The 22,638-nt window shown below is 56.3% G+C and carries 28 protein-coding genes; 18 read left to right on the top strand and 10 right to left on the bottom strand.

All coding sequences use genetic code 11. From position 1 onward, the window contains the following. Nucleotides 1-25: 25 nt before the first annotated feature. Complete coding sequence (locus HNQ92_RS01655) at nucleotides 26-1,525, bottom strand: GH3 auxin-responsive promoter family protein (protein WP_184169940.1); 1,500 nt, start codon at nucleotides 1,523-1,525, stop codon at nucleotides 26-28. A gap of 180 nt (nucleotides 1,526-1,705) precedes the next feature. Here HNQ92_RS01655 and HNQ92_RS01650 point away from each other — a divergent pair, with 180 nt between their 5' ends. From HNQ92_RS01650 to nadD, 7 genes are all read left to right on the top strand, one after another. Beyond that, nucleotides 1,706-2,731 carry a rod shape-determining protein gene (locus HNQ92_RS01650; protein WP_184169937.1) on the top strand — a complete coding sequence of 342 codons (1,026 nt, stop codon included), beginning with the start codon at nucleotides 1,706-1,708 and terminating at the stop codon, nucleotides 2,729-2,731. An 82-nt stretch (nucleotides 2,732-2,813) separates the two neighbouring features. Further along, entirely contained in the window at nucleotides 2,814-3,656 is an 843-nt protein-coding gene (gene mreC / locus HNQ92_RS01645; protein ID WP_184169934.1) for a rod shape-determining protein MreC, read from the top strand. Then, on the top strand, nucleotides 3,653-4,156 hold the full coding sequence (locus HNQ92_RS01640; RefSeq protein WP_184169931.1) for a hypothetical protein: 504 nt from the start codon (nucleotides 3,653-3,655) through the stop codon (nucleotides 4,154-4,156). The genes mreC and HNQ92_RS01640 overlap by 4 nt, the downstream gene beginning before the upstream one ends. A 251-nt stretch (nucleotides 4,157-4,407) precedes the next feature. Then, nucleotides 4,408-4,995, top strand: coding sequence for a sigma-70 family RNA polymerase sigma factor (locus HNQ92_RS01635; protein WP_246439446.1), 588 nt, complete (start codon nucleotides 4,408-4,410; stop codon nucleotides 4,993-4,995). Between the two features lie 176 nt (nucleotides 4,996-5,171). Further along, complete coding sequence (locus tag HNQ92_RS01630; protein WP_246439443.1) at nucleotides 5,172-5,369, top strand: phosphohydrolase; 198 nt, start codon at nucleotides 5,172-5,174, stop codon at nucleotides 5,367-5,369. Between the two features lie 9 nt (nucleotides 5,370-5,378). After that, nucleotides 5,379-5,972 carry a guanylate kinase gene (gmk, locus tag HNQ92_RS01625; protein ID WP_184169924.1) on the top strand — a complete coding sequence of 198 codons (594 nt, stop codon included), beginning with the start codon at nucleotides 5,379-5,381 and terminating at the stop codon, nucleotides 5,970-5,972. 63 nt (nucleotides 5,973-6,035) lie between these two features. Beyond that, nucleotides 6,036-6,608: a nicotinate (nicotinamide) nucleotide adenylyltransferase gene (nadD, locus tag HNQ92_RS01620; protein ID WP_184169921.1), complete on the top strand. Its 573-nt coding sequence runs from the start codon at nucleotides 6,036-6,038 to the stop codon at nucleotides 6,606-6,608. Here the strand turns inward: nadD and HNQ92_RS01615 are convergent. The 5 genes from HNQ92_RS01615 to HNQ92_RS01595 all read right to left on the bottom strand — a co-directional run bounded on the left by HNQ92_RS01615 (nucleotide 6,599) and on the right by HNQ92_RS01595 (nucleotide 10,608). Further along, nucleotides 6,599-6,988: a hypothetical protein gene (locus HNQ92_RS01615; protein WP_246439438.1), complete on the bottom strand. Its 390-nt coding sequence runs from the start codon at nucleotides 6,986-6,988 to the stop codon at nucleotides 6,599-6,601. The genes nadD and HNQ92_RS01615 overlap by 10 nt on opposite strands. Nucleotides 6,989-7,017: 29 nt before the next feature. Continuing rightward, entirely contained in the window at nucleotides 7,018-8,022 is a 1,005-nt protein-coding gene (locus HNQ92_RS01610; RefSeq protein ID WP_184169918.1) for a M28 family peptidase, read from the bottom strand. 9 nt (nucleotides 8,023-8,031) lie between these two features. Then, nucleotides 8,032-8,568 carry a DUF192 domain-containing protein gene (locus HNQ92_RS01605; protein ID WP_184169915.1) on the bottom strand — a complete coding sequence of 179 codons (537 nt, stop codon included), beginning with the start codon at nucleotides 8,566-8,568 and terminating at the stop codon, nucleotides 8,032-8,034. A gap of 31 nt (nucleotides 8,569-8,599) precedes the next feature. After that, nucleotides 8,600-10,096, bottom strand: coding sequence for a cysteine--tRNA ligase (gene cysS / locus HNQ92_RS01600; protein ID WP_184169911.1), 1,497 nt, complete (start codon nucleotides 10,094-10,096; stop codon nucleotides 8,600-8,602). Nucleotides 10,097-10,227: 131 nt separating this feature from the next. Continuing rightward, nucleotides 10,228-10,608: a HEPN domain-containing protein gene (locus HNQ92_RS01595; RefSeq protein ID WP_184169907.1), complete on the bottom strand. Its 381-nt coding sequence runs from the start codon at nucleotides 10,606-10,608 to the stop codon at nucleotides 10,228-10,230. 162 nt (nucleotides 10,609-10,770) lie between these two features. Here HNQ92_RS01595 and HNQ92_RS01590 point away from each other — a divergent pair, with 162 nt between their 5' ends. Together HNQ92_RS01590 and HNQ92_RS01585 are read left to right on the top strand one after the other, a co-directional pair. Continuing rightward, entirely contained in the window at nucleotides 10,771-11,955 is a 1,185-nt protein-coding gene (locus HNQ92_RS01590) for a hypothetical protein (RefSeq protein WP_184169904.1), read from the top strand. A gap of 126 nt (nucleotides 11,956-12,081) precedes the next feature. Next, nucleotides 12,082-12,999 (top strand): PfkB family carbohydrate kinase, encoded by a 918-nt coding sequence (locus HNQ92_RS01585; RefSeq protein ID WP_184169901.1) that lies wholly within the window; start codon nucleotides 12,082-12,084, stop codon nucleotides 12,997-12,999. Nucleotides 13,000-13,122: 123 nt separating this feature from the next. Here HNQ92_RS01585 and HNQ92_RS01580 read toward each other — a convergent pair whose 3' ends face one another. The 4 genes from HNQ92_RS01580 to HNQ92_RS01565 all read right to left on the bottom strand — a co-directional run bounded on the left by HNQ92_RS01580 (nucleotide 13,123) and on the right by HNQ92_RS01565 (nucleotide 15,179). Further along, nucleotides 13,123-13,653 (bottom strand): DNA-3-methyladenine glycosylase I, encoded by a 531-nt coding sequence (locus HNQ92_RS01580; protein ID WP_184169898.1) that lies wholly within the window; start codon nucleotides 13,651-13,653, stop codon nucleotides 13,123-13,125. Between the two features lie 10 nt (nucleotides 13,654-13,663). Then, nucleotides 13,664-14,041 (bottom strand): VOC family protein, encoded by a 378-nt coding sequence (locus HNQ92_RS01575; protein WP_184169895.1) that lies wholly within the window; start codon nucleotides 14,039-14,041, stop codon nucleotides 13,664-13,666. Next, the gene (locus HNQ92_RS01570) at nucleotides 14,038-14,400 is read right to left on the bottom strand and encodes a VOC family protein (RefSeq protein ID WP_184169893.1); all 363 of its coding nucleotides are present in this window, start codon (nucleotides 14,398-14,400) and stop codon (nucleotides 14,038-14,040) included. Before HNQ92_RS01570 ends, HNQ92_RS01575 begins: the two co-directional genes overlap by 4 nt. 122 nt (nucleotides 14,401-14,522) lie before the next feature. Continuing rightward, nucleotides 14,523-15,179 (bottom strand): phosphatase PAP2 family protein, encoded by a 657-nt coding sequence (locus HNQ92_RS01565; RefSeq protein WP_184169890.1) that lies wholly within the window; start codon nucleotides 15,177-15,179, stop codon nucleotides 14,523-14,525. A 141-nt stretch (nucleotides 15,180-15,320) separates the two neighbouring features. On the opposite strand from HNQ92_RS01565, the gene HNQ92_RS01560 reads away from it, so the two are divergent. The 9 genes from HNQ92_RS01560 (at nucleotide 15,321) to vgrG (ending at nucleotide 22,632) form a co-directional block, all read left to right on the top strand. Next, nucleotides 15,321-15,614, top strand: a complete 294-nt coding sequence (locus HNQ92_RS01560) for a PAAR domain-containing protein (RefSeq protein ID WP_184169887.1) — start codon at nucleotides 15,321-15,323, stop codon at nucleotides 15,612-15,614. An 85-nt stretch (nucleotides 15,615-15,699) separates the two neighbouring features. Then, the gene (locus tag HNQ92_RS01555) at nucleotides 15,700-16,359 is read left to right on the top strand and encodes a Pvc16 family protein (protein ID WP_184169885.1); all 660 of its coding nucleotides are present in this window, start codon (nucleotides 15,700-15,702) and stop codon (nucleotides 16,357-16,359) included. Then, the gene (locus tag HNQ92_RS01550; protein ID WP_184169882.1) at nucleotides 16,343-17,020 is read left to right on the top strand and encodes a hypothetical protein; all 678 of its coding nucleotides are present in this window, start codon (nucleotides 16,343-16,345) and stop codon (nucleotides 17,018-17,020) included. Before HNQ92_RS01555 ends, HNQ92_RS01550 begins: the two co-directional genes overlap by 17 nt. A gap of 35 nt (nucleotides 17,021-17,055) precedes the next feature. Then, nucleotides 17,056-19,095 (top strand): phage tail sheath family protein, encoded by a 2,040-nt coding sequence (locus tag HNQ92_RS01545; RefSeq protein WP_246439434.1) that lies wholly within the window; start codon nucleotides 17,056-17,058, stop codon nucleotides 19,093-19,095. Nucleotides 19,096-19,146: 51 nt separating this feature from the next. Beyond that, entirely contained in the window at nucleotides 19,147-19,578 is a 432-nt protein-coding gene (locus HNQ92_RS01540) for a phage tail protein (RefSeq protein ID WP_184169879.1), read from the top strand. Nucleotides 19,579-19,602: 24 nt separating this feature from the next. After that, complete coding sequence (locus HNQ92_RS01535) at nucleotides 19,603-20,043, top strand: phage tail protein (protein WP_184169875.1); 441 nt, start codon at nucleotides 19,603-19,605, stop codon at nucleotides 20,041-20,043. A 2-nt stretch (nucleotides 20,044-20,045) separates the two neighbouring features. Further along, entirely contained in the window at nucleotides 20,046-20,228 is a 183-nt protein-coding gene (locus HNQ92_RS01530) for a DUF5908 family protein (protein ID WP_184169873.1), read from the top strand. Between the two features lie 2 nt (nucleotides 20,229-20,230). Then, entirely contained in the window at nucleotides 20,231-20,914 is a 684-nt protein-coding gene (locus HNQ92_RS01525; RefSeq protein WP_184169871.1) for a CIS tube protein, read from the top strand. After that, nucleotides 20,911-22,632, top strand: coding sequence for a type VI secretion system tip protein VgrG (vgrG, locus tag HNQ92_RS01520; protein WP_184169868.1), 1,722 nt, complete (start codon nucleotides 20,911-20,913; stop codon nucleotides 22,630-22,632). The genes HNQ92_RS01525 and vgrG overlap by 4 nt, the downstream gene beginning before the upstream one ends. The last annotated feature ends 6 nt before the right edge of the window (nucleotides 22,633-22,638 follow it).

Here is a 22,638-nt window from a genome sequence, read left to right as displayed (position 1 = left end):
ATAAAAACCACCCGAGGGTACTTTTCTACTGACCGCGCGGGCGCAGCCCCTGGGCCAGTGCGCGGTCGTTGGCGAGCCGGGGTACTTTGTTCTGGCCGCCGAGCTTGCCCTGCGCCCGCATGTAATCTATAAAGGCGTTGGTGCGCAGGGGCGTCAGTACCAGGCGCCGCAGGATACTGCCCGCGATGAGGTCGTCGTAGTAGACGTTCAGTTCCCGCAGCCGCCGGTCCAGGTCCGCCGCAAAAGCTTCCGAATCCTGCGGGGGCGTCGCAAACTCGATGAGCCATTCGTGGTAGGGCAGCCCGCCTTCGGGCGGCGTCACCATGGGAGCTACCGTAAACTCCACCACCTCCACTTCCGGGTGGCGCTCCATGGCGTACTTGAGGGCTTTTTCTACCTCCTCGCCGATGATGTGCTCCCCAAAGGCCGAGATAAAATGCTTGATGCGGCCCGTGACCAGAATCCGGTACGGGTTGGTAGACACAAACTTTACCGTATCACCCAGGGAGTACCCCCACAGGCCCGCGTTGTTGTTGATCACCACGGCGTAGTTCTTACCTACCTCCACCTCCTCGATCGACAAGCGCTTGGGCACGGCGTCGAAGTACGTCTCGACCGGGATAAACTCAAAGAAAATACCCGAGTCGAGCAGCAGCAGCAGGCCTTCCTCGGTTTGGGTATCCTGGTAAGCGATGAAGCCCTCCGAGGCCGGGTAGGTCTCGATGGAGTCGATGCGCTTCCCGATGGAATCAAAGAGCTTGGCCCGGTAGGGCTCAAAGTTGACCCCGCCGTATACGAACAACGAAAATTCCGGAAAAACGTCCTTGATATTTTTGCCGGTCCGGGCCATGATGCGGTCGAAGTACATCTGCACCCAGGGCGGAATGCCCGAGATAAGCGACATGGGCTGGTCGATGGTCTCGTCGATGATTCGATCCAGCTTGGTCTCCCAGTCCTCAATGCAATTGGTTTCGTAGCTGGGGAGCTGGTTGGTCCGTAAGTACCCCGGCACGTGATGGTTGGCAATACCCGACAGTCGCCCTACGTGAATCCCCGCCTTCTGGTCCAGCTCCGGACTACCCGACAGGAAAATTAATTTTTGGTCCAGAAACTGTGACTTTCCCGTCTCGTGTACGTACGTAAGTAAGGCGTCACGGGCTGAGTTAATGTGGTTCGGGATGGAGTCGTGGGTAATAGGGATGTACTTGGTACCGGAGGTAGTACCGGATGTCTTGGCAAAATAGAGCGGCTTACCGGGCCAAAGTACGTCCGGCTCGCCCTGAAGTATCTGCTCCACGTAGCCTTTAAGCGCCTCATAGTCACGCACCGGCACGGCCTGCTTGAAGTCCTCGTAGGTACTTATGTCCCGGAAGAAATGGTCTTTGCCAAAACGCGTAGCGGCCGCTTTGCTGACCAGCGTTTGGCGCCACTGCTGCTGAACCTGCGCACTGCGAGCTATCCAGCTTTTTTGCTGCTGGACTATATAGTGAGCCAACGGACGGCTCAGGATTGATCGGATTCCCATAGGTAGCAAAGGTAATTAGTATTTATAAAATTCAAGTATGCACCAAGCGGGGCATTCCGGCTACACCCTGATTACCATATACTTAGGTAAATTTGCCAAATACCTTTGTTTGTGGGTAATTATCTTTAATTTTGCAATCCTCAAAGCTAAAATTCAGCGTATTATTCATATAACATAAACATGGGATTGTTTGATTTTTTAACAAGCGATATCGCGATTGATCTGGGTACTGCCAATACCCTCATTATTCATAAGGACGTGGTAGTGGTGGATGAGCCTTCGATTATCGCCATCGATAAGACCAGCGGGAAGGTACTGGCGATTGGCCACACGGCCATGCAGATGCACGAAAAAACAAATGAAAATATAAAAACGATCCGTCCGCTCAAGGATGGTGTGATTGCCGACTTCACGGCCGCTGAAATGATGATCCGGGGCATGATCAAAATGATCGAATCCGGTAATCGCTTTTTTACGCCTTCCCACCGCATGGTGGTGTGTATTCCGTCAGGGATCACCGAGGTAGAAAAGCGCGCGGTGAAGGATTCCTGCGAGCACGCCGGGGCCAAAGAGGTGTACATGGTACACGAGCCCATTGCGGCGGCCATCGGGATCGGGATTGACATCACCCAGCCCAACGGCGTCATGATCGTGGACATCGGCGGGGGTACCACCGAGATCGCCGTCATTGCCCTGTCGGGTATTGTGTGCGAGCAGTCGGTCCGGATTGCGGGGGACGTCTTCACGCGGGACATCGTAGACTACATGCGCCGCGAGCACAACCTGCTGATTGGGGAGCGCTCGGCTGAGAAAATCAAAATGGCCATCGGTTCCGCCCTGCCCGAACTGGATACCCCGCCCGACGACTACGAGATCCGGGGCCGGGATTTGATGACGGGGATTCCAAAAGAAATTAAAGTGACGTACAGCGAGATCGCCTACTCGCTGGATAAGTCCATTTCCAAGATTGAAGAGGCCGTCATGAAAGCGCTGGAGATTTCTCCCCCGGAGCTCTCGGCGGATATTTACAAAAACGGAATCTACCTGACCGGCGGTGGTGCGATGATTCACGGCCTGGACAAGCGCATTGCTGCCAAAACGAAGCTTCCCATTCACATCGCCGAGCAACCGTTGAAAGCGGTGGTACTCGGTACGGGTGAAGTTTTGAAAAATCTGGAGCACTACAAGCCTGTCCTGATCACGTAGTACCAAAAAAGTTTCCGGTCTTCCGCCCTGAGGGTAAACTACTTTCGGGCGGAAGGCTGCCTTTGGTGAGCGCCTCGACCCCATGTTTCAACTCGTTGAATTCCTTTCGCGGAATCGAAACTTTATTTTATTCGTCCTACTGGAAACGCTCAGCTTTTGGCTGATCGTCCAGAGTAATTCGTACTGGAGCGCTACCTACTTCAATACGTCCAACTACTACGTGGCCAAGGCCCTCACGCTTTCCAACACCGTGCGCGAGTACGCCACCCTGCGCGAAGTGAATGCCGACTTGGCCGCCGAAAACGTACGCCTGAATACCCTCGTTACCCAGCTACAGCAACAAAGAGCCGTCGACGCGCCCCCCAATTACCAGCCCGATTCGCTGTTTAGCGCGCGCTTCACGTACGTAGTAGCCAAGGTGATCAACAACGAAACCAACCGCGCCAACAACTACATCACCATCGACAAAGGGACCCTGGACGGCGTCCAGCCCGGCATGGGGGTTATATCAGCCACGGGGGTGGTGGGCAAGGTACGCTTTTGCTCCGAGCACTTTTCCGTCATTACGTCCATCCTGCACGCGCAGTTCATGGTGTCGACGCGCCTGGTACGCAGCGACGAAATCGGAACCGCCAAGTGGCCGGGCAAAAGTCCGGACTTTATTGATTTAATCGATGTATCAAGATACAAAACCGTCGAGAAGGGTGATTCTGCCGTTACTTCTAACCTCAACGCGGTATTTCCGCCGGGCATCATGGTAGGTACTGTCGAAAACCTGACGGTACGGCCGGATCAGACGTTCTATGATATTTCGCTCCGGCTGTCCACCGACTTCCGGAACATGTCGTACGTGTACGTGGTCAAAAACCAGCTGCGCCCCCAGCTGGAAGAACTTCAAAAACGCCTCGAAACAGAACGCCGATGAGCCTACGGGAAATCTTACAGTACTCGCTCTGGTTTTTGCTCTACCTGGTCTTGCAGATTCTGATTCTGCGCAATGTCGTGCTGTTTGACTATTCCTTTTGCTTTGTCTACGTGGCGTGCATCCTGCTACTTCCCGCCGAAACAAACCGTACACTACTGCTCGTGCTCGGCTTCCTGACGGGGCTGATCGTAGATGTATTTTACAACACCCTGGGGATGCACGCCGCAGCCAGCACCCTGGTAGCTTACCTGCGTCCTTTTCTGGTCCGGATTCAACTGGAAGCCAAAAACCCCGACCGGGTAGAAATAGGCCTTCACCAAATGGGCCTGGGTGCTTTTCTCAGCTTTCTGATTCCGCTGGTGTTTGTCCATCATGCCATGCTCTTTTTCGTCGAAATGAGCCACTTGGGGATGATTTTGTATACATTGCTTCGCATTGCTGCCAGTACGCTCTTCACGACCTTGCTCATTCTGTTGCTTCAACTGTTTTCCAGCAAATAGGCTGTCACCTGACATTATGGCTGCTTATTTTATCGCTGGCGCGAAATTTGCATAAACTGGCTAAAAGTCGTGGATCGGTTTTTTAAACCATTCCGAAAACGAATGGTTTGTAGTTAAATACATAATTTACAAATTGATTACCATGCAGAATTACTACTGATTTAATCCAGATACCGTTCATCAAATACTCGTTGGCGGCTTTTGGTGCTGTGGTTAATATTTGTAAATTCAGCTTTCTTATGTCACTTGTCATGTCAGAAGCACCCATAAAAGAAGGATACACGGATGATCAGCGTTATGAGATCTTCAACCGTGAGTTCATGCCGCATATCGACTCGATGTACAACTTTGCGTTTCGCCTCACGATGGACGAAGACGACGCAAATGACCTGGTGCAAGATACGTACCTGAAGTCATTTCGTTTTATTTCTTCCTTCGAGCAGGGTACCAACGCCAAAGCCTGGCTCTTCCGAATCCTGAAGAATAGCTTCATCAACGACTACCGGAAAAAAAGCAAGCAACCTTCCAAAGTAGACTACCAAGAGGTAGAAACGACCTACAATTCGGAAGAGGCCGCGGACGCTTCTTACACGGTGGATTTGCGCGCAGATGCCGTACAGGACCTCATTGGAGACGAAGTAGCCAATGCCCTCAACTCCCTGCCCGTTGATTTTCGCACGGTGATTATCCTGTGTGATATTGAAGGCTTTACCTACGAAGAAATGGCCAAAATTCTGGACATTCCCATTGGTACAGTGCGGTCGCGCCTGCACCGGGCCCGTAACCTTTTGAAGGACAAACTAAAGAATTATGCAGGTTCGATGGGATACGACGCGTAAGTCGTGAAACTTTTTTTGCAACCATATCGGTTATAGGGTACATACAGACCCCACATAAGTTTTACGACAACGAATCACGAGTGATGAATGCACCATCGAATCCGACTTCCGCTGCCGGAGAGAAGCAAGAGCAGCCTATGAAGCACCACTGCGAGCATCATGCCGAATGTATGAAAATGATCCAGGCGATCCTCGACGGCGAAGCTTCCGAAGGAGAAAAAGAGCACTTCCGGCAGAACATGGACTTATGCATGCCCTGCATCCAAACTTACCAGCTGGAAAAATGTATTAAGGAGTCTCTTCACAGCAAAGTGGAGCGTCGGCCCTGCCCGCAAAACCTAGTCGCCACCATCAAGGCGAAACTCAACGCCTAACTACTCAGAATGCTAGAAGGTAAGCTCCTTATATTTTCGGCTCCCTCCGGCTCAGGCAAAACTACCATCGTTAGGCACCTATTAGCCAAGTACCCCCATCAGCTCGCATTTTCGGTATCTGCCTGTACCCGCCCCCGCCGCGACTACGAAATCAACGGACGTGATTATTATTTCCTTTCAGTAGCCGAATTCCGCCAACGCATTGCCCAGCAGGAATTTGCCGAGTGGGAGGAAGTATACGCCGGCAACTACTACGGCACGCTCAAGGCCGAGATCGAGCGCCTCTGGCAGGAAGGCAAGCACGTACTTTTTGACGTAGACGTAAAAGGTGGCCTCAAGCTCAAAGAAGCCTATGGCGATAAAGCCCTGGCCATTTTCGTGAAAGTATCCTCCGAAGAAGAAATCAAACGGCGGCTTAACGCCCGGGGCACCGAAACCGAAGAAACCCTGGCCACGCGGCTTGCCAAAGTACGCTACGAGCTAAGCTTCCAGCACGAGTTTGACCAAATACTCGTCAACGACAACCTGGACGAAACGCTTATCAAAGCGGAAAAGCTACTGCTGGAATTCATCCACCCTGGTTCGGCCCCAAGTACCTTGTAGCATGGCCTCTCAATTGCGTATAGGTACCTTTAGGTACCCCCGGAGAAAAGCGACCTGTGGCCTATGAAAATCGGACTTTTTTTCGGATCATTCAATCCCATCCACGTAGGGCATCTGATCATCGCCAACACCATGGCTACCGCCACCGACCTGGAACAGGTGTGGCTGGTTGTGAGCCCGCAAAACCCTTTCAAGAAAAACAAAAGCCTGCTGCACGAGTTTGACCGCTTCGACCTGGTGGAGCGCGCCATTGCCGACAATTCTCTCCTGAAAGCCACCGATCTGGAGTTTCACATGCCCCGCCCCAGCTATACTATAGATACGCTGATCCGGATTCAGGAAAAATTCCCCCAGCATACCTTTCGGCTTATCATGGGTGAAGACAATCTGGCACAATTCCCCAACTGGAAAAACCACGACAAGATTCTGGAATACGTGGGCTTGTACGTGTACCCTCGTCCCAGCGCCGCCGCTCATGCCTTTGGCAGCCATCCGGCGGTTCGGATGGTACCCGCTCCCCTGCTGGATATTTCGGCTACTTATATTCGGGAGGCGATCCGGGCGGGCCGCTCCATTCGGTACCTGGTACCTGACGCGGTGGAGGAGATGATTGTACGGAAGAAATTTTACATCTGAGTAAGCGGCTCCTTCTGGTAGGTGATTTCGGCCAGTAGCCCCACGGCATTGAAGCGCATGATCACTTTTAGGGCCTCCGAGGGCTTGGTGATGTCGTCGCAATGAACGCCCTTTTCCAGAAAATACACGTAGTACTTTTGGTTGCGTCCGCCTAGCTGGTGAATATCCGGCCGACCCAAGAGCACGCCTACCTCATTGGCAAACTTCCCCAGTAGCTGCTCTTGCTCCGCTTTCAGATCGTCCACTTGGGTAGTTCGGGTACCTTGGCAGGCCCCGCGGTCCTGCCGCCACTTGGGCAAGTCCAGCCGCCCCAGCTTTTCGGGGGGTGAGGAGCAGCCCAGCAGCAGCCAGGTACCTAGTATGAGCACTAATTTTTTCATGAGCAGGTTCGTATAGCGGCAAAGTACCCTTATTGAAGCGGCTGCGCTTCCTGATAAATTACCTGCAGCAGCGTTTGCCCCACGGCCTTTAGCGTAGCGGGGTCTATGTGCTCCATGGTATCGTGGGTAGTATGCCAGTGGTCAAAGAAAGTACGGTTTAGGTCGTTGAGCTTGAGGTGCATGATGTCGATCATCGGAAATTTGGCCGTTTGGTTTACCGGTAGGTGGTCGTCGATGATCGCCGGGCCCAGCTGGTCCACGAAGTACTGGCTGTACCCCAGCGCGCTGGCAGTATTCCAGACCGTCCGGACGACGTCGGCCGCGTACTGCATGGAGTGCCCTTCTTTGGGGAAAGTAGCTCCTTTGGCCCCCACCATATCCAGCAGCACGCCAAAGTAAGCGGTGTAGTTGGGCAGGTGCTTGTTGGCCGCCCAGTGCTGCGAGCCCAGGCAAAAGCCCCCGAGGGGATCGTTGGCCTCCCGCGAATTGCCCCAATCCTCGGCGTCGAAGAATACGATGTCCACCCCAATTTCGGGCTGGGTACTATCCTGGCTAAGTACCCTGGCCAGCTCCAAAAGTACCCCTACACCACTGGCACCGTCGTTGGCCGCGGGTACTGGCTGGGCCTGGAGGCTGGCCGTAGAATCTTCGTCGGCAAAGGGGCGGGAGTCCCAGTGCGAAGCCAGCATGATGCGCTTGGCTGCCTGCGGGCGGTAGCTCCCGATGATGTTGCGGGCGGCGAGTTTTTTGCCGTTGTAGGTAATGGCCGTAAAGGGCTGCTCGATCACCGTGAGGCCGTACTTTTTCAGCGTAGCCACCAGGTAGTCGCCCGCTTGTCGGTGGGCGGCGGTATTGGGCACCCGGGGACCAAAGTCCACCTGCGTCTGTACAAACTGGTAGGCTGAGTCGGCGTTGAAGGTAGGTACGGGCAAGGTGCTGACGGTACTTTGCTCGTCACCCTCGGAAGACTGGTTGGTTCGGCAGGCGCAGAAAAGACCCAGGCACACAAAAAAGATCAGTAGTGGATGCTTCATAAAAAAGAACTAGAATAGAATGGAATCGCCCACTTTGATGCCCTGGCGGTCGGTGAAGCCAGCGTTCACTTCCACGACGTACTGCGCGTCGCCGAAAGAAGGCAGGCTTTGCTCCGAATAGGGTGTGGTATTTTTTTGAATGGAAATAATTTTTTTATCGGCCCCTACGTAGATGATGTCCAGCGGCATGGCCGTATTTTTCATCCAAAACGAATGTGGGTCGGCGCGTTCAAACACAAAGAGCATCCCCACGGAGTCGGGTAGGTAAGGCCGGTACATGAGTCCTTTAGCGCGTTCGGCTTCGTTTTCGGCGATCTCAACGTCGATGGTCAGGATCTTTTTCCCTGCGCTCACAAACGTCACTTCGCCTTCTTTGGTAAAGACCGGCGTGCTGCTACTTTCCGCGCCCGAAGTACCCGTTGACACGGCGGGCTCCGGGCGGCTTTTGGGGCGGTCGGTCAGGAGCGGGTACGCTACGTACGCCAGGCCGGCCAGCACCAATATTCCCAGCAGAATTCGCGCAATGCTCGTGGTACGATTTCGCATAGTATTGATTTATGATTGACAAAGTACCTGTTTACTCTTCGTAGGCCCAGTCGATGCGGTGCTTCATGTCCCGGATCACCAGCCCCTGCTCTTTGAAGTACGAACGAATCTCGTCTACTTTATCGTACTCCTGCAACGCCTTATGGCCCCGGTAAAGCTTGAGCATTCCGCGTAGCACGGCATCACCCACCGTTTTTTCTTCCTGCAAGCCAAGTACCTCTTCAAAAAACACCGCAAACTTTTCTTTCAGGAGCTGGAAGGTCTCCGCCCCCAGCGCCGCCGCCGGAAGCTGCCCCAGGTAGATCATGTTGACGTACTTGACCAGATTAAAGAGCTGCGCAATGGCCACCGCCGTATTGAGGTCGTCGTTCATGGCGTCGTAGAAGCCCCGGATCGACTGCTCTACGTCGGCTTTCTTTTTCTCGTCTACGTCCACCGCTTCCGGCTCGGCGGGGTACTCGAGCTCGCGCAGGATGCGGTAGCCATTGACCAGCCGCTTGTAGCCCTTTTGAGCGGCTTTTAAAGCTTCATTGGAAAAATCCAGGGTACTTCGGTACTGGCTTTGCAGCATGAAGAAGCGCACCGTCATGGGGCTAAAGGCCCGCTCCAGCAGCGGGTGGGTACCCGCAAAAAGCTCGCTCGGCAGAAACGAATTCCCCAACGACTTCGACATCTTCTGGCCGTTCACCGTGAGCATGTTGGAGTGCATCCAGTAGCGCACCGGCTCCTGGCCCGTCAGGCCGGTACCTTGCGCGATCTCGCACTCGTGGTGGGGAAACTTCAGGTCCATGCCGCCGCCGTGGATGTCAAACTGCGCCCCGAGGTACTTGGTACTCATGCAGGTACATTCGAGGTGCCAGCCCGGAAACCCCTTGCCCCAGGGGGAGTTCCACTGCATGAGGTGCTCCGGGGAAGCGTTTTTCCAGATGGCGAAGTCGAGCGGGTTGCGCTTTTCCGACTGCCCGTCGAGCTCGCGGGTTTCGTTGAGAAGGTCTTCGAGTACCCGGCCCGAGAGCTTCCCGTAGCCGTGGCCGCCTTCGTTGTAGGCGCTGATGTCAAAGTACACCGAGCCGTTCGACTCGTAGGCCAGGTCCTTTTCGATGAGCTTCTGCACGGCCTCGATCTGCTCGATGAGGTGGCCCGTAGCCGTGGGCTCGATGCTGGGCGGCAGGATGTTGAAGGTGGCCATCACCTCATGAAAATCGTTAGTGTAGCGCTGCACAATCTCCATCGGCTCCAGCTGCTCGAGCTTGGCCATCCGCCCGATCTTGTCTTCGCCCTCGTCGCCGTCGCCCACGAGGTGGCCCACATCGGTGATGTTGCGCACGTACCGTACTTTATAGCCCAGGTGCGTGAGGTACCTGTAGAGGGTGTCGAAGGTCAGGAAGGTACGTACGTTGCCCAAATGCACGTAGTTATAAACCGTCGGTCCGCAGACGTACATGCCCACGTGCGGGGACGAAAGGGGCTCAAAAAGGTCTTTTTGGCGGCTAAGCGTATTGTATAATTTGAGCGGCTGCTGAATCATGTTAGAGGGTACTTCTTCTGATTTTTTATACTAATTCCGTTTGTAATAACTTATTAACAAGGATATTAAATGCCTTTTTTTACAAAAAACAAAGTACCTCTAAAAGTACCTACGGCCACCAGCTACCCCGGCTAGCCAAAATTGGACCTGATGTAGGTCAGAAACTCCTCCGACGTGCGGATAAACTGCTGGGCGTCGGACAGGGTGTAGTTTTCGTCAAAGTCCGAGGCGGCGTTTTGCCGCTCCTCAAACAAGTCGCGCAGGTAGGCGGCAAAGTGCGTCGGGATGCGGCCCGTCCGGATAAAATGCTGGGCAAAGAGGGCATTGGCGCGCAGGTTGGTGCGGGCGTACAGGTTCTCGGTTTGGAGCAAAGCCCTCACTCCGTTGGAACAAGCGTCGTAGCACCGACCGACCGTAGCCTGCAGTTTTCCCGTTTCCAGCGCCAACCGGGCCATTGTCAACTCTTTCGAGGCGTCCGCTAAGTAATCCTCAAAGGTACCTGTGTATTTCATAGAACTTGTCATCCGCTTGCAACCCCCAAAATTAAGCATTTGTCCACGATAGATTGCCAAAAAAAGTACCTAAGCTCGCCGGGCCCCACCCGATTCGTCGGTTTTCGCTATATTCGCGGCGGTTATCCCGCTCGGGGATTTTTGTTGGCTTGTCTTTTTTTTATGGAAATTGTAGAGGTAGGTACTGATGCTTTTCTGCGTAGCGAGTTCATTCGGCTTCCGGTTCGGATTTATCGAAACAACCCCTACTGGATACGCCCGCTGGACAAAGACATCGACGCCATCTTTGATCCGAGCAAAAACAAGTACTTTCGGGACGGCGAATGTGCCCGCTGGCTGGCCGTGGACAAAAGTGGCCAAACCGTGGGCCGGGTGGCGGCTTTTATTAACCCAAAGACTACCAAAAAGGGCAACCGCCAGCCTACCGGCGGCCTGGGTTTTTTTGAGTGCGCCAACGATGAGCGGGTGGCCTTTCTGCTGTTTGATCAGTGCAAAAACTGGCTCGCCGAGCGAGGCATGGAGGCCATGGACGGCCCCATCAACTTCGGCGAGCGCGACAGCCACTGGGGCCTGCTGGTAGACGGCTACGACAAAGAACCTACCTACGGCATGGACTACCACCTGCCCTACTACCGGGCTTTCTTCGAGGCCTACGGCTTTCAAAACTACTTTGAGCAGTATACTTTTTACCTGCCCATGCAGGAGCAAGTAGTGCGCCCGCTGCTGCACCCGGCGGTATTTGCGCGGGCCGAGAAAATCTACGCCACGCCGGGCTTCGAGTTCAAACATATCCAAAAAGAGCAGCTACCTCAGTTTGCCGAAGACTTCCGGACCATCTACAACAAGGCCTGGGCGGCCAACCTGGGTACCAGCGACATGACCGTCGAGCAGGCCAACGCCATCATGAAGCGCATGAAGCCCATTCTGGAAGAGGAGCTGGTGTGGTTTGGGTACTTTGAGGGCGAGCCCATTGCTTTTTTTGTGATGCTCCCCGAAATGAACCAGATCTTTAAGTACGTCAACGGGAAGCTCGACTGGCTGGGCAAGCTCAAGTTTTTGTACCACAAGCTCCGCAAAACCAACGAGCGCGCCTTCGGGGTGATCTTTGGGGTAGTGCCTGAGTTTCAGAAGCGGGGCGTGGAGTCGGCCATCGCGATGGCGTACTCCAAGGTAGCCTGGCGGCCCGGCTACCAGTACAAGCACCTGGAGCTCAACTGGATCGGCGATTTCAACCCGAAGATGCTGAACTTTGCCAAGATGCTCGGCGGCGTGGCCCACAAAACCCACATCACCTATAGGTACCTTTTCGATCCGGCGCAGGCGTTTGAGCGGCATCCGGTGATGTAGCGGCCGAGGTACTTTACGCGGCGTTTCCATTTCATACATACAAGTACCCAGGGTACTTTTGATTTTTTATTTTTACCATTCACCAAAACCAAAAAACCCCCAGCCGGGGGTACTTATCAAGGGGTTATGAGTTTACTTACCGTAGGATCTGTGGCGTTCGACGCCCTCGAAACACCGTTTGGCAAAACCGACAAAATCATCGGCGGAGCCGCTACGTACATCACGCTGGCGGCCTCCTATTTTACCGAACAAAACAACCTGGTGGCCGTCGTGGGCGGGGATTTTCCGCAGGATATGATCGACCTGCTCGAAACGCGCGGCGTCGATACCGAAGGGCTACAGATCAAGGCCGACGGCAAGACGTTTTTCTGGTCGGGCAAGTACCATACCGACATGAACACCCGCGATACGGTGGATGTGCAGCTGAACGTGATGGGCGAGTTTGACCCCGTCATCCCCGAAGCCTACCAAGCCTGCCAGTACCTGATGCTGGGCAACACCGCCCCGGCCATTCAGAAACAGGTGCTTGAGCGCCTGGCGCAGCGCCCCAAGCTCGTGATGCTCGACACCATGAACCTCTGGATGGACATCGCCCTGGATGACCTGATGGCGCTGCTGCCGCTGGTAGACGTCCTCACCATCAACGACGAAGAGGCGCGCCAGCTGTCGCAGGAGTACTCGCTCCGCCGGGCGGCGGCCAAGATCATGGGGATGGGCCCCAAGACGCTCATCATTAAGAAAGGCGAGCACGGCGCGCTGCTCTTCCAGGGCGAGCGGATTTTCTTCGCCCCGGCGCTGCCGCTGGAAGAAGTTTTCGACCCTACCGGCGCGGGCGATACCTTCGCGGGGGGCTTTATAGGGTACCTGGCCAGCACCGACGACATTTCCTTCGATAACATGAAGCGGGCTATCATCTACGGCTCGGCGATGGCGTCGTTCTGCGTGGAGAAATTCGGCACGGAACGCATCGTGAACCTCACCGACGACGAGATCCGGGAGCGGGTACTTGAGTTTGTGAGCCTGGCTAGCTTCGAGATTAAGTAGGTAACCTCATCCCTGACCCTTCTCCTGGCAGGAGAAGGGAATATATAGGGCGGATTACTAGTGGCTAAAGTACCCTAGCAGGTACCTTACTATAACTACTACGTTGTGTAAGGTACCTGCTTTTTATTTTGCCAAAACCGTGTAAATGGGGCAGTCGGGCGCGTGGGCACCGGGCAGGTAGCCCGTACTCATCAGGAATTCGTTGACGATCTCGCCGCCCACAAAGCGAAAGTTTTTCTTGAAGAGCCGCACCCAGCCCTCCTTGGTAAGCGGGTGCTGCGCGTCGAGCCAGTTTTTGAACGAGCCGTACTCGGCTTGCAGCTCCAGGATGCGCCGGGCGTTGGTGATGGCGGCGTTGACTTTGAGCCGGTTTCGGACAATGCCCGCGTCGGCCAGCAGTCGTGCTACGTCCGCCTCACCGTACTGCGCTACTTTCTCAATCGCGAAGCCGTCGTAGGCCCGGCGAAAATGCTCCTGCTTGCGCAGCATGAGCGTCCAGCTGAGCCCAGCCTGGTTGATCTCCAGCAGCAACCTGCCGAAGAGCTCGTTGTCGTCCTCGATGGGGAAGCCGTACTGCTCGTCGTGGTACTTTTTGTGCAGCAGGTAGTCGCCGTCGAGGGTGGCGTTTTGCTGGATGTAATTACAGTAGCTCATGGGTACTTTGCTAGGCGGGTGGCGTGTAGGTAACGATGTCGATCCCGACGCCGTTGGGGTCTAGGAGGGCAAAGTGGCGATCGCCCCAGGGCTCGGTGCGCAAAGGTACCTCGATGGGTACCTGGAGCGCCTGGATGCGCTCGTACTCTTTCTCGACATCCTCCACTTCTATAGTCAGGTACATGCCCTGGCCCGCAAAAGGTACCTGAAAAACCGCCGCCTGCGTGGGGTGGTCGGGCAGGAGAAAGCTGAGCTCGGCCTGGTGGTTGGGCGTGTGAAGCAGGAGGTAAAAATCATTTTCAAACGTAACCCCAAAGCCAAGTACCTCCGTATAAAAGCGCTTCGACTCCTGGAGCCTCGGCGTAACGATCCCGGCGTTTAGTTTCATGCGTGTTCTTGTTTTCCCATTTGAATAACGCCAATCCTATTGCCAAAAGGGTCTTTGACTACCCCCAGCTCAATCCCGCCGCCCACGTCGCGGATGCCCTCGTCTTCGGTGGCACCCAGCGCCAGCAGCTGCGCGAAGGCCGTCCGGACGTCGTCCACCTCCCAGTAGGCTACCGACGAACTACCCGTAGGCACCGCCATGTCCGGATCAAGCCCCATCTCGTAGCCGTGGATGTCGAAGCCGACGTAGAACGGCTCGTCGAAGTAGGGTGCCTGCTCGAAAGCCTGCGCGTACCAGTCGCGGGTTTGTTGAATATCGGGGGCGGCGTAAATCACCGTTCGGAGCTTGCTGGGTTTCATGGGCAGGGCCTGGTTTGGTTCTAGAATAGCACAAAGTACCTATCCGCGCGTGACAACCCTATGTCAGCAGCCTGGAAAAAAAATAAATAGGCCAAGGTACCTTTCAAGTACCCCACCGAGCACTAACGTTTCTTCTTTTTTAGCTTCTCTTTTACCCACGGGTACCCCATGTACACTACTTCCGTGGCACCGATGCCCACGGCTGCCCCCGCCAGCACGTCAGAGAGCCAGTGTTGGTTTTCGAGGACGCGCAAAGTACCCGTAGCGGTGGCTACGCCGTAGCCGCCCACGCTGTACCACGCGCTCCGCGGGCCGTACTCCTTGTGCAGCAGCGTGGCTGCCGTAAAGGCGCGCGTAGCGTGCCCCGACGGAAAGGCGTCGTAGCCGGAGCCGTCGGGCCGGGGGTACCGGGCGATTTGTTTAATGGCATACGTAACGCCCAGCGCCGCGACATTGGACAGCACCGCCAGCAGCACCTGCTCCCGAAACGGGTAGCGGCCCTTCACCCCGGCAGCCCCCAGCCCCAGGCTCACCGCCAGCGGCCCGTACTGCAGGTAGGCGTCGGCCGAGGTACGGTAGCCGGGGTACTGGCGCGCGACCTGCTGCTGGAGCTGTCGGCTGATTTTCCCCTGTACCACCAAACTACCCACCGCCAGGGTGGCGGGTACGATCAGCGGCTGTACACGAAAAGCCGGAACACGAAGACTATCGGCGAATTGCGCCGAGGCAGGGCTCGCGAAAAGCCAAAGAAGAAGGAAGACCAGTAGGCTGTTTTTCATAGCGAATTATTGCGGGCTGAAAATACGCATTCCGCTTCATTAAATCCCGTTTTTTTACGCTACGATTCGAGTAATCCTACTCTAACTTTTTTGTTATCAAGCACTTTAACTTTGTATCCACCTTAACCAACGCCAGTAGCCATGAGCAAACCAGCGGCCCGTCTGGGCGATTTCCACGCCTGCCCGCAGCTGACGCCCGGAGGTACCCCTCACGTGGGTGGACCGCTGGTGCAGGGCGAACCCAGGGTGCTGATCGGGGGTATGCCCGCGGCGGTAGTCGGAAGTACCTGCCTGTGTGCTGGCCCGCCCGACGCGGTGGTGGCGGGCTCGTCATCGGTGCTGCTGGGAGGCAGGCCCGCGGCCCGGCAGGGCGACAGCACGGCCCACGGTGGGGTGATTGCGGCGGGGCTGCCAACGGTCCTGATTGGGGGCTAAGCGGTGACGTAGTAATACAAGGTAGTTTGCGCTTGAAAAAAGGCAATTCGTGGCCGGTTCCTAAACCTTTTCAACGAGACGAAGTATGATCCTCCACGCGGTGAAAATCATCGTGCACGAGCTGAACGCGCACTTTGAAAACGTCCTGACTGACCCGCTGACGTCGAGCCCGCCCACGGGCGAGGACCAGGTGGAGTTGGGCAACATTGCGCTGCTGGAAGGAAACGGCGGCACCGTGAAGCCCGAGCTCCAAAACAAGATCATCGCCACGGTGGTGAATATGCGCGAGGAAAAAACCCTTAAAAACACGCCGCACTTCCGCGTCAACGAGGCCAGCCTGCGCACCGAGTACTTCAATCCGCCCATTTTTCTCAATAGCTTCCTGCTCTTCTCGGCCACGTCAGGTACCTACGACAAGGCCCTGTCCGAGATCTCACGCATCATTCGTTTTTTTCAGTTTCGCTCCGTTTTTACGCACGATACCGTCAATCTGGCCGCCGTAACGGGCGTACCGGCCTACGACCGCCTGGAGGAATTCAAGCTCATCATGGAGCTCTATTCGCCCAGCTTCGAGGAGCTCAACCACCTCTGGGGTACTTTGGGCGGCAAGCAGTACCCCTCGGTGCTGTACCTGATGCGCCTGCTGGAACTGCGGCACGTACCACCGCAGTACGAAGGCGGCGGCGTGATTGAAGAAATTCAGCGACACTACCAACCCCTCACGACCTATGGAAGCGGTAACTGAGCGCTACGCCCTGCTCTGCCAGATGCAGATCACGCACAGCGGCTTCGCCGGCCCCACCGACCGCACCGCCGACTGGCTACGCATAGAGCCTACTACGTCCACCGAGGTACTTATGCGCCGGAATCGCCTCCGGCTCAAGTACCTTGCCTCGGGATTTGGCATCCTGGCGCAGGTACAGCCGGGTACTTCCAAACCCTGGTTCGACCTGACCGACCAACTCCTGTCCTTTCGGCTGAAGTTCGCGTCGGCGCTAGCGGCCAGTCGCACGGCCCTAAGTACCTCCCACACCCATAAGTACCGCTTCGGCAACAGCAAAGCCAAAACCGCGGGCCTGACCACCGGCGCGTTGAGCCTATCGCTACCCACTTTCAGTAATGCAGGTACCTACCAGCCGGGCGAGATTGTCAAGAAAGGAACGAAGGTACAGCTGGCGCAGCCCGACTACGCAACCACGCCGCCCGGCCTGCGCTGGGTGGAAGTACCCGCCGCCGACTACGTCACCACCGCCGACGCCGAACCCCTGACCGAAGACGATTCCGCAGGTACCTACTGGGGCCTACTCACGATCACGGTCAGCGCTTCGCTGGGAACTACCTACCGGCTCTTGCACAACCACGAACTCACCTCGCCTACCTTCCGGCTGCATTTGGGCCAACGCTAAAAATCCTGACTTTTCACCCAAACCTACTTACTATCATGCTTGATTTACTTCAGCTCCGAACCCCGGGTGTGTATATCGACGAAGTACCGAAGTTTCCGCCCTCGGTTGCGGCCGTCGAGACGGCCATCCCGGCTTTTATTGGCTACACGCAGGAGATTCTGTACCAAGGCCGTGACCTGACCGGCAAGGCCGTCCGGATCGAGTCGCTGGTGGAATACGAAGAAATTTTTGGCGGCGCGCCGCCGGTCAGGATCAACGTCGTAGATCTCGACGCCAACAACGCCGTCAAGACGGCCGACATCGCCGCCAACTACTACCTTTATGATAGCCTCCGGCTGTACTTCCGCAACGGCGGCGGCAAATGCTACATCGTGTCTACGGGTACTTACGCCGCCGACGGAGCCGTGAGCGACGCCCCCATGCAAGCGGGTATCGACGAGCTGGAGCGAGAAGACGAGCCTACGCTGATGGTGCTGCCCGACGCCGTACGCCTGCCCGTCGACAAGCAGGGCGATTTGTACAAATCGGCGCTGGCGCAGGCCGAAAAGTACAAGGATCGCTTCCTGATCGCCGACGTAAGAATGACCAACCTGACGCTGGATAAATTCGTCAAAGCTGACATCGACGCCTTTCGGCAAAACATTGGCATGGCCAACCTCCAGTTTGGCGCGGCCTACTACCCTTACCTGAGCGTCAACCTGCCGCGCAGCTTCCACTACCGGGACATTAAGGGAAAAATAACGAAAGTAGGGGTACCCGTAGCGTGGGACAGCACAGCCTTCACCGGCGGCGATGCCGACGCGGTAGCTGCCTACGAAGCCCTCAACAACGTGGTGGACAGCCAGGCCGCGCTGGAGGCCAAGCTAAGTACCTACCTGGGCGACAACTCCTCGCTGGAAACCCTCTACCGCGCCCGTCGGGCGGCCCTTGACACGGCGCAATCGTTGGCCGACGTGGTAGCTAAGTACACCGAGCTCCTGGATTTTCTATTCGAAATCACGCATAAATTCCTCGACCAGGTAGCCAAGGATACCGCCACGGTGAAAGATCCGATCCTGGATAAGCTCCGCACGGCCATCCTGACGCCCACTTTTCTGGACACCTACCTCGTGCCGCTCAACAACCTGGACCAGCTCACCCAGGATACCACTGTGGTAAAAACGTCCCTAGGTACCCTCTTTTCGGCCAATGGCCGTACCTGGAACTACGCGGACATTAAAACCCGCCTGGAAGCCAACGCCGCCGCCGACAAAACGGGCTACGCCCTCACCAACATTGCGGGAGGCGACAATGCCGCTACCAAAGACACCAAGACCATCGCCAACCTGCGTGCGCTCACCGATAAAAGTGCCGATCAGCTCTTTGGAGGGATCATCGGGGCCATCAACGCGCTGGTGGCCGAGATCAACGTCCGGGAGACTGCCCTGGAAATAGAGGTGCTCCGCCGCATCCCCGTCCTCAACAACGTGCTGACCTACCTCCGCGACCGCTCCTTCCTCATTCCGCCCTCGGGCGCTGTGGCGGGTATCTACGCCCGCGTAGACCGTACCCGGGGCGTCTGGAAAGCACCCGCCAACGAAAGTCTGGCCAACGTAAAAGCGCCTTTGGCGCTGCTCACGCACGATCAGCACGGTGAGTGCAACGTCGATTCGGCCACGGGGAAATCCGTCAACGTGGTGCGTTCCTACCCCGGCAAGGGGGTACTGGTGTACGGAGCCCGTACGCTGGCCGGAAACGACAACGAGTGGCGCTACGTGAACGTGCGGCGGCTCTTCAACATGATCGAGGAGTCGTGTAAGAAAGCCACGGAGCCCTTTGTCTTTGAGCCTAATGACCCCAACACCTGGGTAAAAGTACAGGCCATGATCGAGAATTTCCTCACCACGCTCTGGCGGCAGGGTGCCCTTTTCGGGGCCAATCCCGACCAGGCTTTTTACGTACTCGTGGGCCTGAACAAAACCATGACCGCCCTGGACATCCTGGAAGGCCGCATGATCGTCGAGATCGGCGTGGCCGCCAACCGCCCGGCGGAGTTTATCGTGCTACGCTTCTCACACAAGCTCCCCGAAGCATAAAGTACCTTCCGCTAACCCGTTTCAACCATCCATTTTCAACCAGACCCAACTATGGCAGAATATCCGCTTCCGAAATTCCACTTCGAGGTAGACTGGGGAGGTACCCGCATCGGCTTCACCGAAGTGACGGGCCTCGACAAGCAGGCCGAGGTCATCGAGTACCGCGAGGGTAGTAGTCGTGTTTTTTCCAAAATCAAAATGCCCGGCCTGCAAAAGTACAGCAACATCACCATGAAGCGGGGTACTTTCCAGGGCCAGACCGACTTCTATGACTGGCTCAAAACCGTAGATAAGCTCGGCAACGTTGACCGCCGCGACATCACCATCAAGCTCCTCAATGAAAAGCACGAGCCCGTCTTTACCTGGAAAGCCCTGCAAGCCTTCCCCACCAAAGTGCAGGCCAGCGACCTCAAGGCCGACGGCAACGAGGTAGCCATCGAAACCCTGGAAATAGCCCATGAGGGGCTGAGTTTGGTCAAATAAAACTACCCTGAACGCGTCAACGCTATGGCTGGCTACTATCCGCCCGCGGGATTTCATTTCCTGGTCGAGTTTAGCATCTCGCGCGCCGAGAACGACACGCGCTTCCAGTCGGTGGCCGGGCTGTCGATGGAATACGAAACCGAGACGTTCAAAGAAGGCGGCGAAAACCGCTTCGAGCACGTACTCCCCGTCCGGACCAAGTTTGCCGACCTGGTGCTGAAGCGAGGGTTTCTGACCAAAGACTCCGACGTGTACGACTGGTGCCTGAAGGCCTTCCGAGACCGGGAATTTACCCTGACGGATCTCGTCATCAAGCTCCTGGACGAAAAGCACGAGCCCCTCAAGACCTGGAACGTAGTAGGGGCGTACCCCAAAAAATGGTCAGTTTCGGACCTGAATGCCGAGTCGAACGCCATCGTGGTGGAAAGCATTGAGCTCAAGTACAAGTACTTTTCCCTGAAATAGCCATGCCCGTACTCATCCGTGAGCTGCACATCAAAGTGAGCGTCAACGCGCTGGAAGCCGCCCAGGGTACTTCTGGCGGCAGTCTCACTCCAGGTACCTCCGCCCCGCCCGAAGACAGGGAACGCCTGGTAGCCGAATGCGTAGAGCAGGTACTTTCTATTCTTAAAAGCCAACGGGAACCCTAGCGATGGAAAACGGCAAACTCGAAAAAATGCTCATTTTCGCCTACCGCAACCCCGACCTCAGCGACGGCTCGAAGGTGGGGGAATTTCGGGCGTTGATGAATCCCGAAAGCTACCAGCTCAACTACAAGATCGAGTACCAGGACGGGCAGGGCCAAGGTACCAGCAGCAGCCAGCAGAAATTTAAGATGACCAAGCCCGAGGAATTTAGCTTCGAGTTTCTGTTTGACAACACCGGCATCATCGACGGCCAGCCCAAGAAAGACATTTGGGAAGACCTGAAAACGTTCAAGCAGCTCCTGGTCGACTACGACGGCGAGATTCACCAGCCGCGCCACTTCAAGCTCGTGTGGGGCGTGACGGTGTTCAAAGGCCGCCTGACGGAACTGAACATTACCTTTAAGCTCTTCAAGCCCGACGGTACGCCCATCCGGGCCGTGGCCAAAACGACCTTTAAAGGGAGTATCGAGGAAAATCTGCGGGTGGCGAAAGAAGACCCTAAGTCGCCTGACCTCACCCACGAGCGCATTGTGGGGGCGGGGGAGCACCTTTCGTACCTGTGCTTTCAGATCTACGAAGATCCGCGCTACTACCTGCAGGTAGCCCGCGCCAACGACCTCACCAACTTCCGGCGCATCGCCACCGGCAGCCGCCTGCTTTTTCCACCCCTGGACAAAACCAACCCGTGAGCAACCGCCGCACCGTTCCTACCCCCGCCACGCCCGACGTGTGCACCTTCACGATCCTCTCGGAAGGGAAGGAAGTATCGCGCACCTACCACGTGCTGTCCATTACGGTCTGGAAGGAGCTGAACCGCATTCCGAAGGCTACGCTGCTTTTCAAAGACGGTGACGCCGCCGCCGAGACCTTCCCGATCAGCGATACGGACGAATTCATTCCGGGCAAAACGATCGAGATCCGGGCGGGCTACCGGAGCCAGGAAGAGGTACTTTTTAAAGGATTGGTGGTTAAACACGGCATCAAGATCCGGCGCGATGCATCTTTCCTACAGGTAGATTGCTACGACCAAGCCATCAAGCTAACCGTAGCCAAAAACAGCCGGTACTTTCACGACTGCACCGACCGCACCGTGCTGGAAGAGGTACTTACAGACCTCCACAAACTACCCGCCGACGTAGCGTCCACCGTCGAAAAACACGAAAGCCTGGTCCAGTTTGAAACCTCCGACTGGGATTTTGTGCGGGAACGGGCGGCGGCCAGCGGGCTTGTTCTGGTAGTCGAAAACGGAAAAGTAACGGCCAAAATACCCGATCCGGCCCAGGCCCCCGCTCTGGATGTCGTCTTTGGCTCGTCGCTCCTGGAGCTGGACGCCGACCTTGACGCCCGTCGCCAGCCTACTTCGCTCAAACGTAGCGCCTGGGACCCCGCCGCGCAGGTACTTTCCGGGGTCGAAGCCGAGGAACCCACCCTCGACCTGTATGGCAACGTGCCGGCTACCGACCTGGCCAAGGCCTTGGGACAAACTAACCACCAACAGTACAGCGCTCCTCTTACGGACGCCACCTTACAAAAAACCGCCGACACGGAGCTCCTCAGAGCCCGGCTGGCGCGGATGCAGGGCCGCGTGCGCTGCCAGGGCAACGTGGCCATCCGGCCCGATGCCATCCTGACGCTGGGCGGCGTAGGTACCCGCTTTGCGGGCAAGGCCTACGTAACGGGCGTACGGCACCACCTGGCCAACGGCAACTGGGAAACCGACGCGCAGCTCGGCTGGCCCGAGGAGCCGCTTCTGGCCCCGCCCCGGCTCGAGTCGCGGCTGGGCCTGCACGTAGGTGTGGTGACGCAAATCGAAAAAGACCCGCAACGTGAGCACCGGGTGCGGGTAAGGCTTCCGACCATTCATCCCAACAACGAAGGTGTATGGGCGCGGGTAGCGGCGCTGGACGCTGGCCCCGCGCGGGGAACATTCTTCCGGCCCGAGCTTGGTGATGAGGTAGTGGTGGGTTTTCTGCAGCAGGAAGCCAACTACCCCGTGCTGCTGGGCATGTGCCACAGCAGCAAACGCCCGGCTCCCTTTGAGACGCAAAAAAAGAATCCCGAGAAAGGCTACGTGTCGCGGAGTAAGCTGAAGCTTGTTTTCGACGACGAGCAAAAAACGATCACCCTGGAAACGCCCGCGGGCAACAAACTTTTGCTCTCCGAAGCAGAGGAAGGCATTTTTCTCGCAGACCAACACGGCAACAAGTTCAGCATGAATAGCCGCGGCATTGCGCTCGAAAGCACCCAAAATCTAACACTGAAAGCTGCTCAAAGTACCCAGCTAGAGGCTCTGAACATTGAAGCCAAAGCCACGGCGGGCTTCCGGGCCGACGGCGGAAGCGGCTGCGAGCTGACTGCTGGTAACGGCATGACGACCGTCAAGGGAGGTACCGTGATGATCAACTAAACCGGC

It is taken from the genome of Rhabdobacter roseus (assembly GCF_014202275.1).
Lineage (GTDB): Bacteria > Bacteroidota > Bacteroidia > Cytophagales > Spirosomataceae > Rhabdobacter > Rhabdobacter roseus.
This window is presented reverse-complemented; position numbering and strand designations above follow the sequence as displayed.

Excerpts from the sequence above, each read along its gene's own strand:
- HNQ92_RS01655 (WP_184169940.1), bottom strand. The coding sequence starts at position 1,525 with ATGGGAATCCGATCAATCCTGAGCCGTCCGTTGGCTCACTATATAGTC.
- HNQ92_RS01650 (WP_184169937.1), top strand. The coding sequence starts at position 1,706 with ATGGGATTGTTTGATTTTTTAACAAGCGATATCGCGATTGATCTGGGT.
- mreC (WP_184169934.1), top strand. The coding sequence starts at position 2,814 with ATGTTTCAACTCGTTGAATTCCTTTCGCGGAATCGAAACTTTATTTTA.
- HNQ92_RS01640 (WP_184169931.1), top strand. The coding sequence starts at position 3,653 with ATGAGCCTACGGGAAATCTTACAGTACTCGCTCTGGTTTTTGCTCTAC.
- HNQ92_RS01635 (WP_246439446.1), top strand. The coding sequence starts at position 4,408 with ATGTCAGAAGCACCCATAAAAGAAGGATACACGGATGATCAGCGTTAT.
- HNQ92_RS01630 (WP_246439443.1), top strand. The coding sequence starts at position 5,172 with ATGATCCAGGCGATCCTCGACGGCGAAGCTTCCGAAGGAGAAAAAGAG.
- gmk (WP_184169924.1), top strand. The coding sequence starts at position 5,379 with ATGCTAGAAGGTAAGCTCCTTATATTTTCGGCTCCCTCCGGCTCAGGC.
- nadD (WP_184169921.1), top strand. The coding sequence starts at position 6,036 with ATGAAAATCGGACTTTTTTTCGGATCATTCAATCCCATCCACGTAGGG.
- HNQ92_RS01615 (WP_246439438.1), bottom strand. The coding sequence starts at position 6,988 with ATGAAAAAATTAGTGCTCATACTAGGTACCTGGCTGCTGCTGGGCTGC.
- HNQ92_RS01610 (WP_184169918.1), bottom strand. The coding sequence starts at position 8,022 with ATGAAGCATCCACTACTGATCTTTTTTGTGTGCCTGGGTCTTTTCTGC.
- HNQ92_RS01605 (WP_184169915.1), bottom strand. The coding sequence starts at position 8,568 with ATGCGAAATCGTACCACGAGCATTGCGCGAATTCTGCTGGGAATATTG.
- cysS (WP_184169911.1), bottom strand. The coding sequence starts at position 10,096 with ATGATTCAGCAGCCGCTCAAATTATACAATACGCTTAGCCGCCAAAAA.
- HNQ92_RS01595 (WP_184169907.1), bottom strand. The coding sequence starts at position 10,608 with ATGAAATACACAGGTACCTTTGAGGATTACTTAGCGGACGCCTCGAAA.
- HNQ92_RS01590 (WP_184169904.1), top strand. The coding sequence starts at position 10,771 with ATGGAAATTGTAGAGGTAGGTACTGATGCTTTTCTGCGTAGCGAGTTC.
- HNQ92_RS01585 (WP_184169901.1), top strand. The coding sequence starts at position 12,082 with ATGAGTTTACTTACCGTAGGATCTGTGGCGTTCGACGCCCTCGAAACA.
- HNQ92_RS01580 (WP_184169898.1), bottom strand. The coding sequence starts at position 13,653 with ATGAGCTACTGTAATTACATCCAGCAAAACGCCACCCTCGACGGCGAC.
- HNQ92_RS01575 (WP_184169895.1), bottom strand. The coding sequence starts at position 14,041 with ATGAAACTAAACGCCGGGATCGTTACGCCGAGGCTCCAGGAGTCGAAG.
- HNQ92_RS01570 (WP_184169893.1), bottom strand. The coding sequence starts at position 14,400 with ATGAAACCCAGCAAGCTCCGAACGGTGATTTACGCCGCCCCCGATATT.
- HNQ92_RS01565 (WP_184169890.1), bottom strand. The coding sequence starts at position 15,179 with ATGAAAAACAGCCTACTGGTCTTCCTTCTTCTTTGGCTTTTCGCGAGC.
- HNQ92_RS01560 (WP_184169887.1), top strand. The coding sequence starts at position 15,321 with ATGAGCAAACCAGCGGCCCGTCTGGGCGATTTCCACGCCTGCCCGCAG.
- HNQ92_RS01555 (WP_184169885.1), top strand. The coding sequence starts at position 15,700 with ATGATCCTCCACGCGGTGAAAATCATCGTGCACGAGCTGAACGCGCAC.
- HNQ92_RS01550 (WP_184169882.1), top strand. The coding sequence starts at position 16,343 with ATGGAAGCGGTAACTGAGCGCTACGCCCTGCTCTGCCAGATGCAGATC.
- HNQ92_RS01545 (WP_246439434.1), top strand. The coding sequence starts at position 17,056 with ATGCTTGATTTACTTCAGCTCCGAACCCCGGGTGTGTATATCGACGAA.
- HNQ92_RS01540 (WP_184169879.1), top strand. The coding sequence starts at position 19,147 with ATGGCAGAATATCCGCTTCCGAAATTCCACTTCGAGGTAGACTGGGGA.
- HNQ92_RS01535 (WP_184169875.1), top strand. The coding sequence starts at position 19,603 with ATGGCTGGCTACTATCCGCCCGCGGGATTTCATTTCCTGGTCGAGTTT.
- HNQ92_RS01530 (WP_184169873.1), top strand. The coding sequence starts at position 20,046 with ATGCCCGTACTCATCCGTGAGCTGCACATCAAAGTGAGCGTCAACGCG.
- HNQ92_RS01525 (WP_184169871.1), top strand. The coding sequence starts at position 20,231 with ATGGAAAACGGCAAACTCGAAAAAATGCTCATTTTCGCCTACCGCAAC.